The sequence below is a fragment of the Marinospirillum insulare DSM 21763 genome (genome assembly GCF_000686905.1).
Classification (GTDB): Bacteria; Pseudomonadota; Gammaproteobacteria; order Pseudomonadales; family Halomonadaceae; genus Marinospirillum; species Marinospirillum insulare.
Genome location: NZ_JMLW01000036.1, coordinates 1 through 19,286 on the forward strand (window position 1 = coordinate 1; position 19,286 = coordinate 19,286).

At 39.2% G+C, this 19,286-nt stretch carries 12 protein-coding genes; 3 read left to right on the top strand and 9 right to left on the bottom strand.

The annotated features are described in order from the left end of the window. Positions 1-14: 14 nt before the first annotated feature. From BP27_RS17520 to BP27_RS0112100, 5 genes are read right to left on the bottom strand one after another with little or no spacing between them, the layout of a single operon-like run. Positions 15-146: a hypothetical protein gene (locus tag BP27_RS17520; RefSeq protein ID WP_281172152.1), complete on the bottom strand. Its 132-nt coding sequence runs from the start codon at positions 144-146 to the stop codon at positions 15-17. Next, entirely contained in the window at positions 143-1,177 is a 1,035-nt protein-coding gene (locus tag BP27_RS0112085) for a DEAD/DEAH box helicase (RefSeq protein ID WP_027851770.1), read from the bottom strand. Before BP27_RS0112085 ends, BP27_RS17520 begins: the two co-directional genes overlap by 4 nt. Next, on the bottom strand, positions 1,162-2,736 hold the full coding sequence (locus BP27_RS0112090) for an ATP-dependent nuclease (protein ID WP_027851771.1): 1,575 nt from the start codon (positions 2,734-2,736) through the stop codon (positions 1,162-1,164). Before BP27_RS0112090 ends, BP27_RS0112085 begins: the two co-directional genes overlap by 16 nt. Before the next feature lie 3 nt (positions 2,737-2,739). Next, positions 2,740-6,102 (bottom strand): site-specific DNA-methyltransferase, encoded by a 3,363-nt coding sequence (locus BP27_RS0112095; RefSeq protein WP_027851772.1) that lies wholly within the window; start codon positions 6,100-6,102, stop codon positions 2,740-2,742. A gap of 8 nt (positions 6,103-6,110) precedes the next feature. Further along, positions 6,111-8,966, bottom strand: coding sequence for an SNF2-related protein (locus BP27_RS0112100; protein ID WP_027851773.1), 2,856 nt, complete (start codon positions 8,964-8,966; stop codon positions 6,111-6,113). Between the two features lie 271 nt (positions 8,967-9,237). Between BP27_RS0112100 and BP27_RS16225 the strand changes: the two genes are divergently transcribed. From BP27_RS16225 to BP27_RS0112115, 3 genes are all read left to right on the top strand, one after another. Beyond that, positions 9,238-9,612, top strand: a complete 375-nt coding sequence (locus tag BP27_RS16225) for a LexA family protein (protein ID WP_425411889.1) — start codon at positions 9,238-9,240, stop codon at positions 9,610-9,612. A 335-nt stretch (positions 9,613-9,947) separates the two neighbouring features. Next, positions 9,948-10,553 (top strand): DinB/UmuC family translesion DNA polymerase, encoded by a 606-nt coding sequence (locus tag BP27_RS16230; protein WP_051610555.1) that lies wholly within the window; start codon positions 9,948-9,950, stop codon positions 10,551-10,553. Positions 10,554-10,806: 253 nt separating this feature from the next. Continuing rightward, on the top strand, positions 10,807-11,829 hold the full coding sequence (locus BP27_RS0112115) for a hypothetical protein (protein ID WP_027851774.1): 1,023 nt from the start codon (positions 10,807-10,809) through the stop codon (positions 11,827-11,829). Between the two features lie 34 nt (positions 11,830-11,863). Here BP27_RS0112115 and BP27_RS0112120 read toward each other — a convergent pair whose 3' ends face one another. From BP27_RS0112120 to BP27_RS0112135, 4 genes are all read right to left on the bottom strand, one after another. Then, the gene (locus BP27_RS0112120) at positions 11,864-14,980 is read right to left on the bottom strand and encodes a tyrosine-type recombinase/integrase (RefSeq protein ID WP_027851775.1); all 3,117 of its coding nucleotides are present in this window, start codon (positions 14,978-14,980) and stop codon (positions 11,864-11,866) included. Further along, positions 14,973-17,255, bottom strand: a complete 2,283-nt coding sequence (locus BP27_RS0112125) for a site-specific integrase (protein ID WP_027851776.1) — start codon at positions 17,253-17,255, stop codon at positions 14,973-14,975. Before BP27_RS0112125 ends, BP27_RS0112120 begins: the two co-directional genes overlap by 8 nt. Then, entirely contained in the window at positions 17,239-17,790 is a 552-nt protein-coding gene (locus BP27_RS0112130; RefSeq protein ID WP_027851777.1) for a hypothetical protein, read from the bottom strand. Before BP27_RS0112130 ends, BP27_RS0112125 begins: the two co-directional genes overlap by 17 nt. A 383-nt stretch (positions 17,791-18,173) precedes the next feature. After that, positions 18,174-19,217, bottom strand: coding sequence for a PDDEXK nuclease domain-containing protein (locus BP27_RS0112135; protein ID WP_027851778.1), 1,044 nt, complete (start codon positions 19,215-19,217; stop codon positions 18,174-18,176). Positions 19,218-19,286: the final 69 nt, after the last annotated feature.

A 19,286-nucleotide genomic window follows, 5' to 3' on the forward strand; every position in this document is an offset into this window, starting at 1 on the left:
TGCATCTTTTTTGGTCATACTAATCTACCTTCTTGGCGAACTGTCAAATATTTTTTGACAGTTGCTTCTGGCGCTAACTCACCATCTTCTGCTTGATAAACTAAAAACTGACATTTAGTAGGTACTTTTTCGCTATCGTTACTCATGCTTTGTATTTCTTTAATTTGTTTTCGTCAATAAAGTACAAATTTTGCTTTGTTCGGGTACACGCCACATAAAACCTGTTTTTAGTCGTTGGCGCTAAGTTACTTAACGTATTGCTTTTATAAGCCTTTAACGTAGTTGGGTTCAGTACAACACAAACATCTTCAAAGTCATCAAGACCTTTAACATTACCCCAGTTATCTGTATTTCCTGGATATTTATTGCTACTTTGATAAAAAAGTTTAACTATGTTGTCATTCTTAAATAGTGCATCCACACCTTCTTCACTGTCTATAAACTCAATATTTCCAGATGTGGTTTTATGAGATTCAATATATATACCTAAGTTATCCGAAATAAACTCACATATTTCGGGTGGGCAGCGATAACTTTTCGAAAGAGTTTTTTTATCTACTAAATATTTAGCCTTCTCTAACTCTTTACAGTATTTTTTAAAATTGTCATGCAGGCTCTTCCTAGTGTTACCATCTCTACTTGTATCAAATGTATGTTGAAAAAAATCACCTACTAAAAGCAAGCTAACGTAAAAGTCAGACAACTTACAAACAAAATTAAAGTCATTTGCAGCGAAGTCTTGAATCTCGTCAATATAAATAGAATCAAAATATCGACTTAACCTATCAGTAACATCTTGCAACAGCTCTTTTTCTATTAGTAGTTTTGAAATGCGATTGGAATAAACTCGTTGAGTCGAATCAATGTAGTGCTCACGTGAGCTTTTTCTAGTACGCAGTATTTTTCTTGGAATTTCCTGAATAAAATTAATTCCTTTTAATTTTAGTTCATACCCATAGAGGGGCTTTAAACAATAGGAGTAGATGAAAGTGAAATAGCTAAGAATTTTTATGCTTTCAGGTATATAGCCAAACTTTCTTATAATTTTATTTTTTAGATTGCGGGTATTGTTGTCAGTATAAGTGACCAATAAAGCTCTACTATCTTCCTTTAATTGATTGATAATATAGGTGGTTTTACCAGCACCTGCTACTGCCAAAACTACTCGCTTATCCATCGAATAGCCTCCTTAATATAGCTAGGAGCTATTAAGCTAGCTGCATGATTTTCAACTAATCTAAATGCAGCCTCTGACTTGTTATTTAACATCGACTGTAACTGATCTTTAGACTGTAACTGATCTTTAGACTGGAAAAGATCAGAACATGCACTTGTATTATCCTGATAGACGCAGACCTCGAGGGTATACCTTGTATTATCTTCGTCACTAAAAGCCTTGATAGAGTCGTTGGTATGAGTTCCATATCGAACCACACAATTTTCTTGATGACTTTTATCATTGTCTGTAATTACAGCTGTTTTTATTCCAAGTATTTTGGCCACTTCCATATAACGCTTAAAGCTTGTTCCACCTACAGAAATAATAGTTACGCCATCTTTTTTATGCGTATTGCCAGATACATTTTTATAAAACGTTTCAAGCAGCATATATTCAGCATCGCCTTCAACTAGAATTACTTTTTGTGATAAAGCGAATTCTAAAAAATTATGATTAGGTGCCTTCATGAAAAACTTTGCTGTAGCTTCATCAAGATCTTCTAACGTCAATGGCTTATGTTGATCATCTGTTGCAAGTAAAAAAGATTGCCGTAAATCTAAACGGGTACTAATTAAGCTATTGTGAGTTGCAATTATCTTCTGGCCTTTCTCGGTTTCTTCAATTCTTGAGATGAGCTTATGCATATTAGCAAAGCTCAGGTGGTTTTCAGGTTCTTCAATAAGTAATACTTCTATAGCTGCTTGATCTTTATTTCTGGACAAAGCAAAGTCTGTTTTAATAAAACACTGCTGCCCTTTACCTCTCTGCTCTAAAGGCACGTCATCCTTAGCAAGTGTCAAGTCAGATTCTAAACTGTACTTTACACCAGAGCGCACATCAAAAATATAGTCATCCATTGTCGCATTGAGTTCGACTAGATTTTGACTTTTGAAATCACCTTTAGCTTCTCTATACTGGTTATTAAGCTTTGCTCTTGTAACTGGCTCTGCTGTGGATTCAAACACTCTTTTAATATATTCATTATTAGCATGTTCAGAATTAATTTTAGTGTTATCAATCAATAGAGTTTTTAAGGCTTTTCGGTAACCTGTATAACCTTCCCCAGAAAAGGTAAAAAAACTGATGCTATAAAACTCATAAGGAAATGAGTTTGAATTATTTTTTAAAGCCTCAATAATTTCATGAGTCAAATTTTCATCTGGAACACAACTAAAGTGTAACCCTGTGGTTTCGACATTTTCAGTATTGTGCCTTCCATTTAATTCTTGAACATCTTTAGCCAAAAAAATCTCTGCGTGCAGATCAGGTAATTGCTCCAAAGTCTTTTCGTCCAACTCAAGAAAACTATTGACAGCATCTTTATTAAAAAGAGCATCTAAGCCTAAACTTTCAACTTTATATCTACTTCCTGAAGCAACAAGCTCAATAGCTTGAAGAATACTACTTTTACCTGACTCATTGTCGCCAATTAGTGTATTCAAGCCTTCATGTAACTCAAATTCGAATTCTTTAAATTTCTTAAAGTTTTTTAGCTTTATTTTTTTAATATATTGCATTGTTTATCCCTCCACATCCCACATGCGCTGCATAAATTCTTCTTCGATTAGGCGTACTTTCCAGCGGTCTTCGGCTTGTTTTAGGTTAGGTAGGTTGTTGCTGCCGTTCACGTAGATGGTGTTAAATTCAAAGTCTCGGGTACTGATGCGGTTTGTTTGGAACCATTCATCCAGCATTAAATTATCTTGTTCTATATCACCAGTGAGTTTGCGCCAAACGATAAGCACTTTTTCTTGCTGGCCGTTATTAGGGTTTGCTGTGTCTGCCGGAACCCAGCCTTCTACTTTGCGGAACCACCAAGGGCCGTTGGCGTCTTGTTGCATACGGCCATCTAACACTAGGCGAGTTGTTTGGCCTTCTGGTGCATGGGCATCTTGCGCACGTTTAAAGCTGGCGTTAAAGCGTTGCGGTGCTGCCGTGTGTTCAACACGTAAACCGATTAAGTAGTTAAAGGTTTCGATTAAATCGACGTTACAGGTAACGTATTCGTCTGAGCTAGGTTTCTTAATTTTTAGCTGGTAGGCAGTTGGGTCGGTAAAGGCATCAATATTGAGCAAAGACTGACTGCCGCGGGTTTCAACGTCCAGCATGTAGTTGAGCATGTAATCTTGCTTGAGCTGGGTATTACCGTCGATGGCACGCTGGCGCACAGGGTCAGAGGCTAGGCGCAGGTTATTAAGCGTGTCTTCGTAGGATTCCAAACGAATGTATTTAAAGCAGTGAGAAATGCCAGTATTGCGAGCGACGGGCTTGCCGCTTTTCCATTCCGCAGCATAGGCAACTTTGGCAAGACGTGGTTTTAATACGGTGTCAAAGTGGTTGCCCATTTCAGCGAGGATGTATTTTCGATTACCGCTGTCTTCACGATTAAGATTGATAACAGCATGGCCAGTAGTGCCAGAACCAGAAAAGTAATCCAATATGATAGAGTTTTCAGTATTAGTTGTGGCACCAACTAAATCTTCGTATAAAGACACTGGGTGACAATACGGAAAGTTTACGCCTAAAGCATCTGTCCAGGATTTTCCTTTCATACCGTCTTGAATTAAAGAGGGTATCTGTCTTTTTGTTTCTTTTGTTAATAGCACCTTTTGTCTAGGTTGGGTTGTTTCGTCAGTACCAAAGAGAATTAACCCCTTATCAATCATGTTTTGCAAAGTCTCAGGTGTTCTTGAGAACCCGTTAGGTGGAACTGAGCAAGGCTTTTGAGTTGCAGGATGTATTAGAGGGGTAAAAAACTTACTGTCTAATCTTTTTTCTGGAGCACGAAGGCTTACACTTTGATATATAAAACCATTATCATCAATATATCTATATGCTTTCTCCCCTCCACTTAATTCATTGTTAGCGTTTATCCATTTGCTATATTCAGACCTGACTTTTTCATTAACGTAACCATTGCCATAACTATTAATTAAGTCTTGAGCTTTACTCAGCATTGCCAGAGTGTTTTTATTTCTTAGGTAGATTGGTTTTTTATGGTTGCTTCTTACAGTGACATACTCATGCTGAGTAGCTAAGCCACTACCGCCATTCATTGGGTTTCTTTTATCCCAAACTAGAGTTCCAGAGTTAGATAGACTTGTATTGTCAAATAGCTTGAATAAATTTTCATATTCGTTTTCATCGATATGACATAGGTAATCAGCAGTCTTGTTTAGCATACTCAACGACGATGTGATTCGATCATTCATGAAAGTAGCCCAACTAGAGTGCTTATAAGAGTTCTTATATAAGAATCCACTTGTGTCCGTATTATACGGCGGGTCAATATGAATACAGTCAATAGATTCTCTATATCGCTCTTGCAGCAAGCTCAACGCCTGAAAATTTTCCGAATGAATCAACAGTCCATCACATTGCTCATCAAAGTCTTCAATACTCGCCAATAGCTGGGCTTTAAACTGTTCGCTAAAAAACTGCGTATCCAGCACTAGGTTTTGGTTGGCTTGTAAAAACTCTAACGTTAACGGATTGCTAAATGCGGGCGTGGTAAGGTCGCCTTGAATCTCATCAATGGCAAACAGCTGTATCCACTCTTCTAACTGAGCTTGGTTGGTACAAATTTCTGGATACAGTTCTACGGGTACGCGATCAAGGGTGATGCAGTAGTTGGTTTCGGTAACAAACTTTTTCTTCAGCCATAGCTTTTTCTGAAAGTCTTCCAATTGGGCTAAAAAATCGATCAGCTTATGGGCGATTTGACGCAGCACTTTGATTTTACTGAGGTAGCTTTCAACCGCTGGGGCATCGGCATTTTCAATGTCGTCTAAGCGCATCACTTCGTTTTTAATATAAAAATCCAGCTCACGGCGTAAAAAACTGCCCAAGTCCTTATGGATAAAATAATCCATGGTGTTGCGACCAGTGTATTGGTTTATGTACTTAGCTAGTAAAGGGCGCTGCTTTATTTTGTCGGTGGGCAGGGGTGCGCTTAGGCTAGGTAGGTAGTCGCTTGGTAAGCCTGCAAGGTTTTTAGCGGCATGAATAATTTGGCTGGTAATAAATAGGTTGGGTAAATCACCTTTATTAGCACCTTTAGCATCAAATTCTGTTTTAACCTGGGTTTCTTGCTCTTTAGTCAGTGCGTCTTTAGCCGTTGCTGCCCGGTATTCAAAATTAATGACTAGCTCATTTTGTTCATTTAACGCTACGGGTTGTTCTTGATGTAGGAAGAACTGTCGCTTGCTGCTATCACTTTCTTTAATATTGCCGTGTTCGCCTTCGCTGGCGGCGATTATTTTGAAGTGAACTCTAAGAGGGGAGTTTTCTTGATTGCCAAGGTTTAAGCCTTCTAATTCACTTAGGTCTTTAACTTGGCGTAAATCAAAACTGAAGTTATTAAAGTATTCAGTCGATTTAATGTAGTACTGGTCCATATTAGCCCAGACAAGTTTTACTTCTTCGCCATTGTAGGGAACAGCATAGGGCGCGGCATTGCTGGCGGTTTCACGTGTGTAGTAGCGGCGTGAAACAAAGTCACCATCATCATAATAACGCTCAAAAAAGCGATATAAATGATCGTAGACTTGCGCTTCATTACTGCCGCTTTCACGGGCAGCATCGTAAGCGGCTTTGGCTTCTTGTACGGGCTTGGTTTCTTCTGGATTAGGCGCTCCAAAGTCTTTAGCTTGTTGAATAGCCGTTTCGTATTTACCCCGCGCTTCAGCCACTTGCTGGCCATCATTTTCACCAAAAGCTTCTTTAACAATCGTTAGTAAGTCTTTGTCAACAAACTGCTGCACTTCTGCTGCTTTGGCGTGCATGATGCGGTAAAAACCAAAGTCTAAATCAGGCTGGTTAAGCTGAAACAGTTCGGTGAGTTTTTTTAATAAACGATTACGCAGTTTGTCTGTAACGGGCATGGTGATTCCTAAATAAGATGAAAGCGCAGCTTGAATAGTTCTTGATGGCTGCTGTGTTGATGCATTCTTTTTTCTAGCGCGGTAATAAGTTGGTCGCGGCGATCTTCAATAGCGTCTTCTACATCAAATAACTCATGGCGTTGACGGCGCTGTTGGCGTTCTAGTTTTTTTATTTCTTCTTGGGCGGATTTTTGTTCTTCAATGCTTTCTGCTAGGCGAGCTAGGCGTTTGGCTTCACGCAGCTTTAGCTTGGTGTTGTCTAAAATTTGCTCGGCAGATAGTAGCTGATCTTCAGACCAAGCTTCTAGCTTTTCTTGCTCGCGTTTAAAATAAACGGTGTTTTCTTCAAGCGCTTTGCTAAGCGCAGCTTCTAATTGCCTAGTTACTTGCTGAGTAAAAATCTTAGGGGTGTTTTCATCAAGTAATTTTGCTTTGGCGCTAAGGTTAAAAAGGCGCTCGCAAGCATCTTTATCAAGCACTTCACCTGCATCGGTTAAGCCAGTAAATACTAGGTGTTCTTCTTTTTCAAAGCTATCTAGCTCAAGTAAATTTAGTGCTAACCATCCACTTTTGCTGGCCAGGTTTTCTAGTACAGAAATTTTACCTAGGTAACCAGTTAAATTGAACGTTACTAGGGCGGGTGCACAGGTTAGGTTTTTACCTGTTTCTAATACATATTCACCTAAGGGGTGGGTTAGCCGGTAAGTATGAGTGTTTGCATTGTTTTGCTGATTTTTCTGAATTAGTTGATATTCACCCGAAGGAGCGGCTACACCGATGGGTGGTTTAAGGTTAAAAGATAAGTTGGGTTCATTAAAGTTGGCGTGTTGGTGTAGAACGAAATGAGTAAGTTGCCAAAACATGCGTTGGGTACGGTCTAGCTGGGTTATGGCTTGTTCTTTTTGTAGCTTTAGTCTTTCATGCACTTGTTCATCAAAATTTTCTAATAGCTTTTCTTCAGTGTCTTTAATGCGTTCACTAATTGAGTCTTCTAAGTCTTTTTGTAGGGTGTCAAAGGCTGCTTGTATTTCTTGGGGTGTGCGGCAGCTGTCGTAAATGCTGGCAATGCGTTTTTCTAAATTTACAATGGATTCAATGCTGCCTATTAACTCATCTGAAGCACCAAACAGGCCTTCAAAGAGCTGGAACTTTTCTGTTAGTAACTCAAGAACACGCTGGTCAGCTTCGTTGCGTTGGTTTAAGAAGTTAATGACCACGACATCGAACTTTTGACCATAACGGTGGCAACGGCCAATGCGTTGTTCTATGCGTTGAGGGTTCCAGGGTAGATCGTAATTTATAACTAAGCTACAAAACTGTAGGTTAATACCTTCTGCTGCTGCTTCTGTAGCAATTAAAATTTCAGCGGTATTTTTAAAGTGGTCAATAATGGCAGAACGCCTGTCTACCGCTGGGCTACCCGTAACCTTGTCGCTATTTTTATGTTCTTTTAGCCAGCGTTGGTAAATACCGGTAACGGCGGCGGAGTTGTTGCTACCACTAAAGCTAATCGTTTTATTGGCGTAACCATGTTGTTCTAGGTAGTGCTGTAAATAGTCTTGGGTGCGGCGTGATTCAGTAAAAATAACTGCTTTGCGTGCTGCGCCCATAGCAGACATGCGTTCAAACCCTTGAGTTAAGGCTTGGGTTAAAGCATGTGTTTTTGTATCTATTGGAATACTTTGGGCTAGAGTTAAATAGGATTCAAGCTCAGCAATTTCACCGCGTAATTGGGTTAAATCAACTTGCTTGCTTGGTTCGCTCTCTTCTTCTTTATCAGTTTTATCATCTAGTTCTGTAAACCATTCTTCATCAATTTCTTCTTGAATAAGTAGTTGATCTAGCCAGTCAGTTTGTTGCAAGGTTTCATCTTTAAGTTCACGCAAGCGTTTCAGCAGAGTTTTAAGGGTTTCTTTTACCGCTTCGGTAGAGGAAGCTAGCAGTTTACGAATAACTAAAGAAACTAAATGGCGTTGACGCCAAGGTACGCCATAGGTGTCTGGGCGTTGTAAGTAGGCAGAAAGCAAGTCATAAAGTTGCTGTTCTTCATCACTGGGATTAAAGGGTAGAGTAAGCGCTTTGCGCTCGGTGTATTTTATATATTCAAGCACTTGGCGACGTAGCGTGCGCTGGCTAAATTCTTGTAAACGATAGCGCAAGCCGGTTATATCTGGCCCATTGCGTATAAACTGGCTACGAAAGCTGTTGGCATCACCAAACAGTTGCTCATCAATAATGGTGGATAGGCCGTAGAGTTCCATTAATGAGTTTTGTAGAGGGGTGGCGGTTAGTAAAAGTTTGCGTGAACCTGCTAATGCGCTTTTAAGGGCTTGGCCTGTTTTATGGCTTTCTCTATGCGCGTTACGCAATTTATGCGCTTCATCTATGACGACTAAATCCCAAAGGGTAAGGCGCAACTTGTCCGCCATTCGAGCAGCATAATGATAAGACATGATAATGATTTTTTGCTGCTCTAAAGGGTTGTAAATACCTTCTTTGCGTAAGATGTTGTAAGTACGAGAATCTAGCACTTGGGTAGGTAGGTGAAACTTTTCACTTAGCTCATTAGCCCATTGTTTACGCAAGGCAGCAGGGCAAATAACAATTAAGTTTCTACGACGTTCAGCCCAGTATTGGCAAAGCACCAATGCAGCTTCAATGGTTTTACCTAAACCAACTTCATCAGCGAGTAATACACCTTTGCTTAGGGGGTTTTGTAGGGCAAACAGGGCGGCATCAATTTGGTGGGGATTAAGGTCTACGGCAGCATCAAAAAGCGATACCGAAATACGGTCTAAATCGCCGCCACGCCTTTGCCTTGTTAATTCATAAGCAAAGTACTTGGCATGGTAATCACTAATCATCCTGAGTTAACCTTCCCTATTATTATTGGTGACAGCTTGGTAAAAGAGCCTAGATAATGCCACATTGCGTAAGGGTTTTCGACCTAGAAACTACCTAATTGCTGCAGGGTGACGGAAAGTGGTTAAGGGTATTGGTAAGTTTGGAGTTGGGTTAAGTATGTATGTAGTGTCATAGGTAATTTGAGCACCCACAATTAGTGGTTTAGGCGACAACATAACTCATAATGCCCTTGAGGAAGTCAAAGGCACATAAGATACTGTATGAACCCACATGACTTATACAGGTTTTCCCATGCATGTTACACACCTTGGTCGTAGCTTTGACCTTACCCAAATCCAGCAAAGCTCACTTTTTATTCCTCTATTTACGGATAGAGTATCGGCAGGCTTTCCTTCACCCGCTCAAGACTATGTTGAGCAACGGCTAGACCTTAACCAGCTTTGTATCAAGCACCCAGCTTCCACCTTCTTTGTACGTGTTGAAGGTCACTCGATGATTGAAGCGGGTATTTTTGAAGGTGATATTTTAGTCTTTGACCGCTCTATAAAGCCTGAGCATGGCGCCATAGTGATTGCCAATGTATTCGGTGAAACAACCGTTAAAGAGCTGTATCTACCCTCCTACCTTAAGGCTTATGCCACGTAACCCTGCTTATCAGCCGATTGATATACCTGAAGGCTGCGATTTAGAGATAAACGGTGTGGTAACCAGTGTTATCCGTAACTACCGTTCAAAATCACACTAACAGAAATGAGCCAGATATTTGCACTGGTAGATTGCAATAACTTCTATGCGAATTGTGAAAAAGTACCCTGCAACAAGGGGAGTGGTAGACCTTACCCAGCGTGAACGACAATTAAAGCTTATCCTGTGAATGAGGTGTGGAGAGTTGGAAGGCAAATCACCAAGCGCCTGAATGCCATAGGGATAGAAGCCGCTCTAGACCTAGCACAAGCTGCCATCCCAGTAAGTTCTCGGTTGTGTTAGAAAGAACCCACCACGAGCTAAATGGTGTCTCCTGCCTAGAGTTAGAAGAAATACCACTCAAGAAAAAACAGATTGTATGCAGCCGGTCTTTTGGTAGCCAGGTTACTCAGCTAGACGATATGCGCGAAGCTATATCTCAACACGCTTCAAGGGCAGCAGAAAAGCTTAGAGCAGAAGAGCAGCAAGCCAAGGTGATGACGGTATTCATTGAAACCAATCGCTTTAAAACAGACCAAGAAGCCTACGCCAATTCGTCAGTCGGCCAGCTAATCATTCCTAGTAATGATTCAAGAGACTTAATCGAGTTAGCTATGCAGCTTCTAAAAAAGATATGGCGTGATGGTTATCGTTACAACAAGGGTGGCGTTATGTTGTTAGACTTCTACGATCAGAATACCGCTCAACAAAGCTTGTTTGATAATGAGCAACAAAGCAGTAGCAGCAAAAGACTGATGACAGCACTAGATACCATCAACCAAAGTAGGCTAGGGAAGGTGTTTATAGCTAGCCAAGGCACTAACAACACTTGGGCAATAAAAAGAGACAGGCTATCACCCGCTTACACAACCCAGTGGGCAGACTTGCCGATGGTTAGGTAGCATTAAGAAACAGTGCTATTTGGTAGTTGCTCAAACAGGTTGTTAAGAAAGAAGTTGATTAGTTTTTGTTATGAAATCAGTGCTGTTAAACTTCACTGGCAATGGATCATATAGTGTTTTCTTTATTTTCTTGCACTGCATATTGTGTTTTTGGGTTTAGGTGGGTAGCATTGAAAATGTTACTGTTCTTGTATTACTGGAAGAATTATAGGCTAGTCGTACTAGCAAGTTGAATCTAGGAGTTGAATGATTTATGAAGTTAACTGTTAGAGTTTATAAGGTTGAAAGTTTAGGTTATTACAAAAATAATGTTAGGCAAAATGATTTAGGAGATGTTTTTTCTTTGTTGAATGGTTGGAAGGAGTGGGCTGAAGAGGAGTTTCCAAAAGAGTTAGATTCATTAAATAATATTTTAAAAGATAATGAGGAATTGACATCAGAAAATATTGAGATGTTAATATCTTCTTATTTTACCATTGGGGAGTATAAAAAAAATGGTGGATTTTTAGTTGGGGTTTGGAAAGGGTTACCTAAAAGTTATTACGATAGAAAAGCATTAAATATTAGAACTAAAAAATTAACTAAAAAACTTTATAATATAAATGAAATACCAGGCGATCCTTGTTTGTTTTGGTTTTTACCAGATGATGATTTGCTAGTATCAGTAAGTCTAAAAAAACAGTCGGAAGCAAAACAAGTAATCATTAACGTTTTAATGGGTTTTTTAAAAAATAAATCTAAGTATAAAGTGTTGATGAATAATAAAGTAATTGGTTATTCAATTGATGGAAACTATAAGGATGGTTGTGATCTAGTAAAACCAAGTTTTGAGATAAGTCCAATAATCTATGGTGATAAAGAAGATGAGAAAGAAATACTTGTTAGAGATAAGAGTTTAATTAACGCAACTATTATAAACAGGAAAATAAATACTGACAACTTACAAGGTTTTAATTCTTATGAAGAATTTGAAGAAAGACGTATAACTATTAGACCTGGATTTACTGATGATGATCTTAAAAATAAAATTGAAGATTTGTATTCTTTAAAAGAAAGTGATAGCTCAGTAGCCCATGTGGGTTTTGAATACAACAATAAGAGGAGAGTTTTTTTGGGTTGTGTTGAGTCATATTTTGTATATGATTATGATTATGGTATTGAAATAATTAAGAATGAAAAAATTAATTTAGACGATGTGTTTAAAATGTTAACAGATAATAAGCAAGATATATTTAGTAATATGGGAGAGTTAAATATATTAAAAGCTGATTTTTGAATGTGGTTTATTTGCTCTTTATCTAAACCTAGATTCAACTATTAATACCGATCATAATTGCCAGCATGTGAAACACATAGCGCATTAGGGATGATGAGTAGTGACTCATTTTGGTTTTTCTTTTAGCCAAAATGCTTGCTTCATCTTTATGCTTTAAATGTAAGTAGGCATGAATACTTTTACCTGTCTCTAAGCCAGTCTCTACGATAGTTCCTAACTTGCATTCTTTCCATTTATTTAGCTCTGACTCTTTGGTTTTATTAGGTACGGATAAATTTAGATGCCATCTTCTTAACGGAATAGCTTCCTCAAGTATTTTGATAAATCTTTCTAGCTCAGTGTGGTCAGTAAATCGGATACCGGATTTTGAAGTCATGGTGTTGTTTAACCAATAATTAATAACCCAAATAACTCCATCTTTATTACCCTTGAAAGCCTCACGAATGTTATTAATGGTTTTATCTATTTCAGCTAATATTGAGCGGTCGTTAGGTCGTACTGGCAATAAGGGCTCACCAATATTAGTCATTACCCTATCCTTAGAGAATAACCTAGCATTGCCGTGGATTGTTTTGTATTGCTGAAGACTTTTAGCATTTTCTATCCATTGATTAATTCGCTCTTCATCAATTGCATAAGTTATCGATGCCATCACTACTGATTCACCGTTTTCAATTGCTTTTAATGCTGCATAGCAGTCAGCAACGTTTGCTGCTCTACGTTGTAATGGCGCTTCATGCGGTTGATTTATTATTGGTGAATTGGGTTCAGCGATAGTCTGAGTTTTTGGTGTTAGTCTTTGCTTGATTGGGCTCGAAAGTTCATTTAGATAAAAACTGCCATCATTCACTTCTGAATTAGCTACAGCTCGTGTTGCTATGTGTTGATTAAGATAGCGGCTAGATAAACCACTAATGTATCTGCTTTCTGTCAGAGTTAGTGCTGGGTTATAGGCTGCTAGTCGTTTGGATATAATGATGTCTGTAATGTGAATATAGTTAGTAAAAGTGGTTTCTGGTGTTAAGTGGCCTGCGATACCAGCAATAACCCAATAGGCATCACGCTTACTTTCAGGATTAGTTGATAAAAGTTTTTCTCTAATTTCTGTAGCTTGCTCTATTGAGTAAGCTGTTAGTACTTCGATTAGCTCATTATTCCCATCCATGACCAACATCAAGTTAGTAAGTGCGCTGTGCCTTAGGTGATGAAAAGTTAAATCTAAATAGGCCTGACTAACTAATGTACGTTTAACTAGCTCACTGATAGGATGCCCCTTGTGAGGTATGGTAGGGCTGTGCGGTAGAGAAAATAGAAGTGTATTGGGTTGATTCTGATTAGCAGCTCTTCGCCTACCTATATAGTTTTTAAAGTCTGTTAATTCTTCGTCCAGCAGTAATGGGTTAAGCGGAATCTTTCTTAATGCCGAATCAGTTTTGTTGTTACCGTAGCGATTATTGACAACAAAAAGCCAAGGGTTAATCGACTGCTCAACATCTGATAGCCTTAATTTCAACAGCTCACCACGCCTTAATCCTGTACGGTAGGCCAATACAACCAGCACTCTTAAACCTTCAACGGTGTGAGGGTCTAGGTCATTTATATTTTTTATGTTGTTTAAAATTGCTTGATAAGCCAGTTCAGGAATATAGCCTGCCTTTATTTGTAACTGATTACGCACCGGCCCACTTCCTAAGAAAAACTCCCTTAGGTTGGGTAGCCCATACTCAAAGCTTGCAGAAGCATGTAAGTCGCTTAAGCGTCCGCGTAGATACTCTTTGGCATTAGGGTTTTCTTTCAGGGACAACATAAGCTCATAAATTGACTCAAAGTCACTTTCATCCAAAGTACTTAAGTCTTGATCACCCATAAAATAAAACCAAAGATCCTTAACTTCTACAAAGTAACGTAGCGCTGTACTTATTTTATTGCCTGACAAGCTTTTTATTAACCAACTAATAAAAATGACCTCATTGGTCGTTCGCTCTTCAATTAGTAGCAGCTTTAGCTCTTCGATGGCTTCAGATGAAGATCGCTTAATGCCATTGCCTTCAATTTGTAAGGCCGATCTAATTTGTGCAGACAAAGCATCTGCGCCATGCAATAGCTTCACCTTGCCACTTACAACATCGCCGGGTACTAATTTATCCCAAGGGGTAATCCCTAAAAACTCAATGGGCCTAGTTAGGTTTTGAATGGGGCGTTTGTGAATCCAATTGATGTGATGGTCAGGAGGTAAAGAAGAGGTGTTTTGTCTACCGGCTGCGCATTCTAATAAAACTTGGGGTATCTCAACATTGTCCAGCATTTCAGTTACTGACTGCGCCCCAACACAGAACTGACTTAACTTAAGAAGCTTGGTATTAGGAGAAGCGATCGATAACCTTTTTCTAATCAAGCCCCATGAGTTTTTTACATCGTACTCATTTAATAAAGTGTCATTGCTTTTGCAGCCGTAAAAAGAGTTGATTAAACCTAACGTAAAGTTATTAGGGTAAAAACGAAAAATTGTTTTTTTAATTGTGGTTTCATCTTCAACTAGCTTGTAGTTGATAGGGTCGGTATCTGATGACCAAGCTAAATCGATCCAAAGAAAATCTTGGATTTTATTAAAAGGTTGAGTTTCAGCCAATAAGGTATTTGCTAGGCAGGCAACAGCATTTGGGTTGGCTAGTCCGCTATGGATTATCGCAGAAATGAGCACATCTGCTAACCTCTCTGATTTGTCAGTAGGTGGCGTAGCTTTGACTTTAATATCATCACGCCAAGCCCTATACAAGCGACCAACTTCAGCACCCGTACGGAAAAAAGATGCAGTTCGGCTTGTTTTTGAACGACGTACTTTAATTAAATTGCCTGGAATGCGCAGATTCCAGGCATCGGTTTTATTGCCCTCTGCGATAGTGCTAGTAATATACTGGTAACAAAGTCTTAACCGCCTTATATCTTGAAACTCAGTTTGTATATAAGAAGTAAATGCTTTGAGCTGTTGTTCGTAGTTTTCAACGACGACGGGAAGGTTAAGTAGTGCTGGCATGTGCCGAGGCATCCACTCTTTCATTTTTTGTCGGACCTCGTCCGCCGCTTTTTTATCTTTTCCTTGTCTAATGCTAGCCCTGCGTTTAGCCCCATACAGTAAGGGTGGTTTAGCCATCGTAAGCCCCCCAGCCATCCCACTTCTTAATTTCAAGATTTTCCATTTCTTTCTGAATACAATCAGCCACTTTTTTAAGGCTACTCATTGATAGGCCACTGTATTTTGCCAGACCTTCTTGACCAGGTTTTGCATGCCCCATCCAAGTGTCAATGGTTTCACCGGTTATACCTTGGTTAGATAAGAAAGTTCTTAGGTAATGGCGGTTCCAGTTTAAGGGCAGGCCAAAAAAGTCACTGACCATCTTTTTGACTAGACTAGGCGTGATAGAAAGGATTGCATTGCCTTGATTAAGGTTAAAAAAGAATAGGAAAGGCACAGTGCCATTCATTGCTTTTTCTAAGTAGTTAATGGCTAAAGGATTAATGAATGTTAAGTGATCTTTTAAAATTTCTAAGTGAGCTAGGTAGGCATTAATTTGTTCAATAGCTACCTTAGGCAAAACAAGTGTTCTTGAGGCATCAACATCACGCACTTCTTTGTCAGATATAAAAATCTTCGCATTGTACAAATCAATTGATCTAAGGTCTTCAAAAGGATCATTGACGGGTCGATGGCCTGTTGCAAAGTTGAGTAGGTGCAGAACATATAGCGTATAGCTGTTATGGAATTCTATTAAGCTATGGTTATCGCTCAACTGAGATTCTAAGTGAGAAAACAACATTGCAATGGCTTTATCTTTAACTTGTAGTCTTGAGCCTCCTAAGTATGAAGGGTCAATAGGATTGATTATTAAATTGGGTATCGATGGTTTTAAGGCAGCCGTTATAAATAGGTTATAGGCTTCTTGTAGTTGCGTTCCGTTGAATTGTTGGTAATAAATACCGGCAGGTTGAATGGACGGATTACCAGTTAGATGCGCTATAACGACATCATCAACACCATTACGATGTAGAAAATAGCCAAGGTAATCTGCCACTCGTGTAGAGGTTAACCTTACTGAAAAAGCTTTGCTAACTCTTGCCAAAAATGCATCAACACTAATTTTAAGGTCTTCTGTATAGCTAGGAATAAGGTAGGGAGGTGGCTGTACATTAGGTATAAAATAAGGAATTGGTAAAAATACGATTGCTAACTTCTGGTTGAGAAGGCCATGAAAAACTCTCTCTTGTTTATGATGAGGTAAGTCAGGCAGGTACATCCAATAGTACCAATTACCATAAGCCTCTAACGTATAGGCATTACCTACAGTATTAAGGGCATTAATTGATGCTACATTTTTCGCTGAGCATAACTCTTCAAGTCTTCTGCCTGTTACCAGCATGAGGTAAATGACAAGGGTTTCCGCAGAGTAAGTTTGATAATGCTCTTGGATTGCTTGTATTAAAATGCTTACTTCATGCTCAGTTAAAGTGGGCCAAGCAGTTATTAAACTCTTTTCACGACGCTCAATTTGATGCGCTACATTTCGTGCGTAGATTGCTGACAAAGCTGCAGAGTTGGCAATATGTTTTGAAACACTGCTATCAGTTTCTGCTTGAATGAAAGTGGCTCTCGGGGCGTTGTCTGCTCTAAACTCATTGGAGTCAACAGTTTTGGCTGAAGGCTCAGTAAATGCTTCTACGAACTCTATATAGGGAGCTTCCTCTTCATCAACAGGCGCTTGTTTTCTAGTAACAGTGTCCTTTTCTTCATTTTTATTATTTTCTTTTGGTGCTATAGGCGGTGTAACGCCTCTTGATCTCTGGTTTTTAAGCTCTTGTTTATAAACATCTTCAATAATTCGCCGAATAGGTTGAAGCCTTCGTTTAAGTGGCAGAATTAAATCAGGTTGTTCAAAGTAGGAGTCAATGGCAGCAACTATCTCAAATAGAGGTAGTGAAGCAGATGGAACGTGTTTATTGATCTCACTGCTATACTTTTTTAGCTCAAGCGATACAAATAATCGATAAGCATTGACTGCACTAGCAATTCGCGAAGCATTTGAAAATAAGCGCAGGTGTTCTAAAGCAACAGAAATAACTAGACCATGCCATCCGTGCAAGACACTTTGTTCGTCTGCTTGGATGCATAAACAAGCGACTGTTGGAAATTCAGTGAGTTCTCGGTTATCTGTGATTGTGGCTAATAGAGTGTCTAGTTGGCTATAGAATCCTGGAGGTAACTCTTCATAAGGGCTTGTTAGGTAGGCCGCATGATTAAGTTTAATCGCATCGGATAAATCAGTATCTTCTGTGTGTTCTAAATAGAAATTAATAACTTCAGCCATTCTACCTAGCAGTAGTTTCTCATTGCTTTCAGATACTTTGCCCCAAAAATTAACTTTTCGATTCATTAGACTCTCTCAGAAATTGCTCAAGCTTTGTCCCTTCTTTATCTTTGCTATCAATCTTTGAGCGTACTTGGGAGCGCGTTAAGTTAGCAAGTTTCTGGATGGAAGAAACAGCCAGTTTAGTGTTGCCATCTTTAAACATTTTTTGGGTTAGAGGAGGTGATAGTTCGATTAACTTTTGAAGGTATTTGAACTGAGGTCTATCTTTTAAAGAGGGGATCCATTTTGTTATTTCTGATTGGTAAGCCCACTCAGAAATAAACTCATCAGTAGCTTTTTTATCGTGCAGAATAGCAGTTATTTTTTTTAGCCCGCGACTCTTAAACTCCACTAAAACATCCCAGTTTGAAAAGAAATAGTACTGATTTTTTCCGTGCTTTATGACGTGTAATGGTTTGTTGTTTTGTATGAAAATAAGCATTTCATCGGATAGCTCAGCATAAATCTTCTCAGAATCAACATCCTTTGAAAGCAAATATAGCTCATCAATACTTGGGTGGCAGATGACATCCTTCAAGTTTATTCTTGCTATCTTCATGATACACAAACCTTCTATTTATCAGTCATTTCATTAGACAAGAATTTAAGGCAAGGGTCAATTGTGGTCAAAAGTAACCAACCGAGAGAAATAGAAGTTTTATAGTATTACTCTAAATGGTGCTATTGTGCACTAAGTTGTCTTTCAGTTAGAAACAGCAAAGCCAATGATTATGGGCTAATGTACATTGGTGTAGGTTAAGGTAGGATTAGATATATGGCAGGGGTGGGCATTGCCAAGGTTGGGGTCGCGAGTTCGAATCTCGTTTCCCGCTCCAAATTTTAAGAACCAGCCTTAGGGCTGGTTTTTTCGTTTATGGCTTATAATTCATTAGCTTTTTTTAGACTTTCTTTTAGCGGTAGTTTTCACTTTGACAGACTGCATTAATTATCCTTTAACCCTTGCTCTATCTGCTCAATGCTAGGCAAGCTGGTTTGTAATTCTTTGGGCAGAGATTCCACTAATTGATATTCTGCTACGCCAAGCGGCTGGCTTTTATCGTGCAGTGCATATTCTGCTACTACCTTGTTTTTGCTTTTACATAACAGCAAACCAATGGTTGGATTGTCTTCTGCTGCTTTAACTTGCTGGTCAATGGCTGTTAGGTAAAAGCTTAGCTGACCCAAGTGTTCAGGCTTAAACTTATCAGCTTTAAGCTCTATCACAACATAACAACGTAGTTTTAAGTGGTAGAACAAGAGGTCAATAAAGAAGTCATCGCCCCCTACTTCTAAATGTACTTGTCGCCCAACAAAAGCAAAACCAGCACCTAGCTCTAATAAAAACTGGGTAATGTGCTTAACTAAAGCATCTTCGATATCACGTTCATAAGCTTCATTGCCAAGATGCAAAAAATCGAATAAATAAGGGTCTTTAAATGATTGGCGTGCCAAGTCAGTATTGGGTTCAGGAAGGCGTTCTGCAAAATTGGTAACGGCTTTACCTTCACGTTCAATTCTTCGTGTTTCTATTTGCATCTCTAATATAGAACGAGACCAGCCATGCTCTACAGCACTTTGTGCGTAAAGCGTGCGTAGCTCTTGGCTTTTTAATTTACTTAACAGTACTAAATTGTGACCCCAAGGTAATTGTGCAACAGCCTGTTGCACAATTGAGTTATCTGGCCAAGCTTCAGCAAAAGCACACATATATTGTAAGTTTCGTAGTGAAAACCCTTTCATTTCGGGGAAGGCAATTCGTAAATCATGCGAGAGGCGCTCGATAACCTTAGCACCCCAACCTTGCTCAGTTTGACGCTGCAAAATATCTTGACCTATTTGCCAATAGAGCAAGACAAGCTCACGGTTTACGGCAAGCGCCGCTCGTTGTTGTGCGGTTTGAATGCGGCTTTTTAAATCTGCTAACCAATTGCCATAATTTTCTGGCATGGGTGTTAAGGAAGCTGGCACTGCATCTTTTTTGGTCATACTAATCTACCTTCTTGGCGAACTGTCAAATATTTTTTGACAGTTGCTTCTGGCGCTAACTCACCATCT

What these genes read in the sequence shown, in the direction of transcription:
- BP27_RS17520 (WP_281172152.1), bottom strand. Translation starts at nt 146, where the DNA reads ATGAGTAACGATAGCGAAAAAGTACCTACTAAATGTCAGTTTTTAGTT.
- BP27_RS0112085 (WP_027851770.1), bottom strand. Translation starts at nt 1,177, where the DNA reads ATGGATAAGCGAGTAGTTTTGGCAGTAGCAGGTGCTGGTAAAACCACC.
- BP27_RS0112090 (WP_027851771.1), bottom strand. Translation starts at nt 2,736, where the DNA reads ATGCAATATATTAAAAAAATAAAGCTAAAAAACTTTAAGAAATTTAAA.
- BP27_RS0112095 (WP_027851772.1), bottom strand. Translation starts at nt 6,102, where the DNA reads ATGCCCGTTACAGACAAACTGCGTAATCGTTTATTAAAAAAACTCACC.
- BP27_RS0112100 (WP_027851773.1), bottom strand. Translation starts at nt 8,966, where the DNA reads ATGATTAGTGATTACCATGCCAAGTACTTTGCTTATGAATTAACAAGG.
- BP27_RS16225 (WP_425411889.1), top strand. Translation starts at nt 9,238, where the DNA reads ATGACTTATACAGGTTTTCCCATGCATGTTACACACCTTGGTCGTAGC.
- BP27_RS0112115 (WP_027851774.1), top strand. Translation starts at nt 10,807, where the DNA reads ATGAAGTTAACTGTTAGAGTTTATAAGGTTGAAAGTTTAGGTTATTAC.
- BP27_RS0112120 (WP_027851775.1), bottom strand. Translation starts at nt 14,980, where the DNA reads ATGGCTAAACCACCCTTACTGTATGGGGCTAAACGCAGGGCTAGCATT.
- BP27_RS0112125 (WP_027851776.1), bottom strand. Translation starts at nt 17,255, where the DNA reads ATGAATCGAAAAGTTAATTTTTGGGGCAAAGTATCTGAAAGCAATGAG.
- BP27_RS0112130 (WP_027851777.1), bottom strand. Translation starts at nt 17,790, where the DNA reads ATGAAGATAGCAAGAATAAACTTGAAGGATGTCATCTGCCACCCAAGT.
- BP27_RS0112135 (WP_027851778.1), bottom strand. Translation starts at nt 19,217, where the DNA reads ATGACCAAAAAAGATGCAGTGCCAGCTTCCTTAACACCCATGCCAGAA.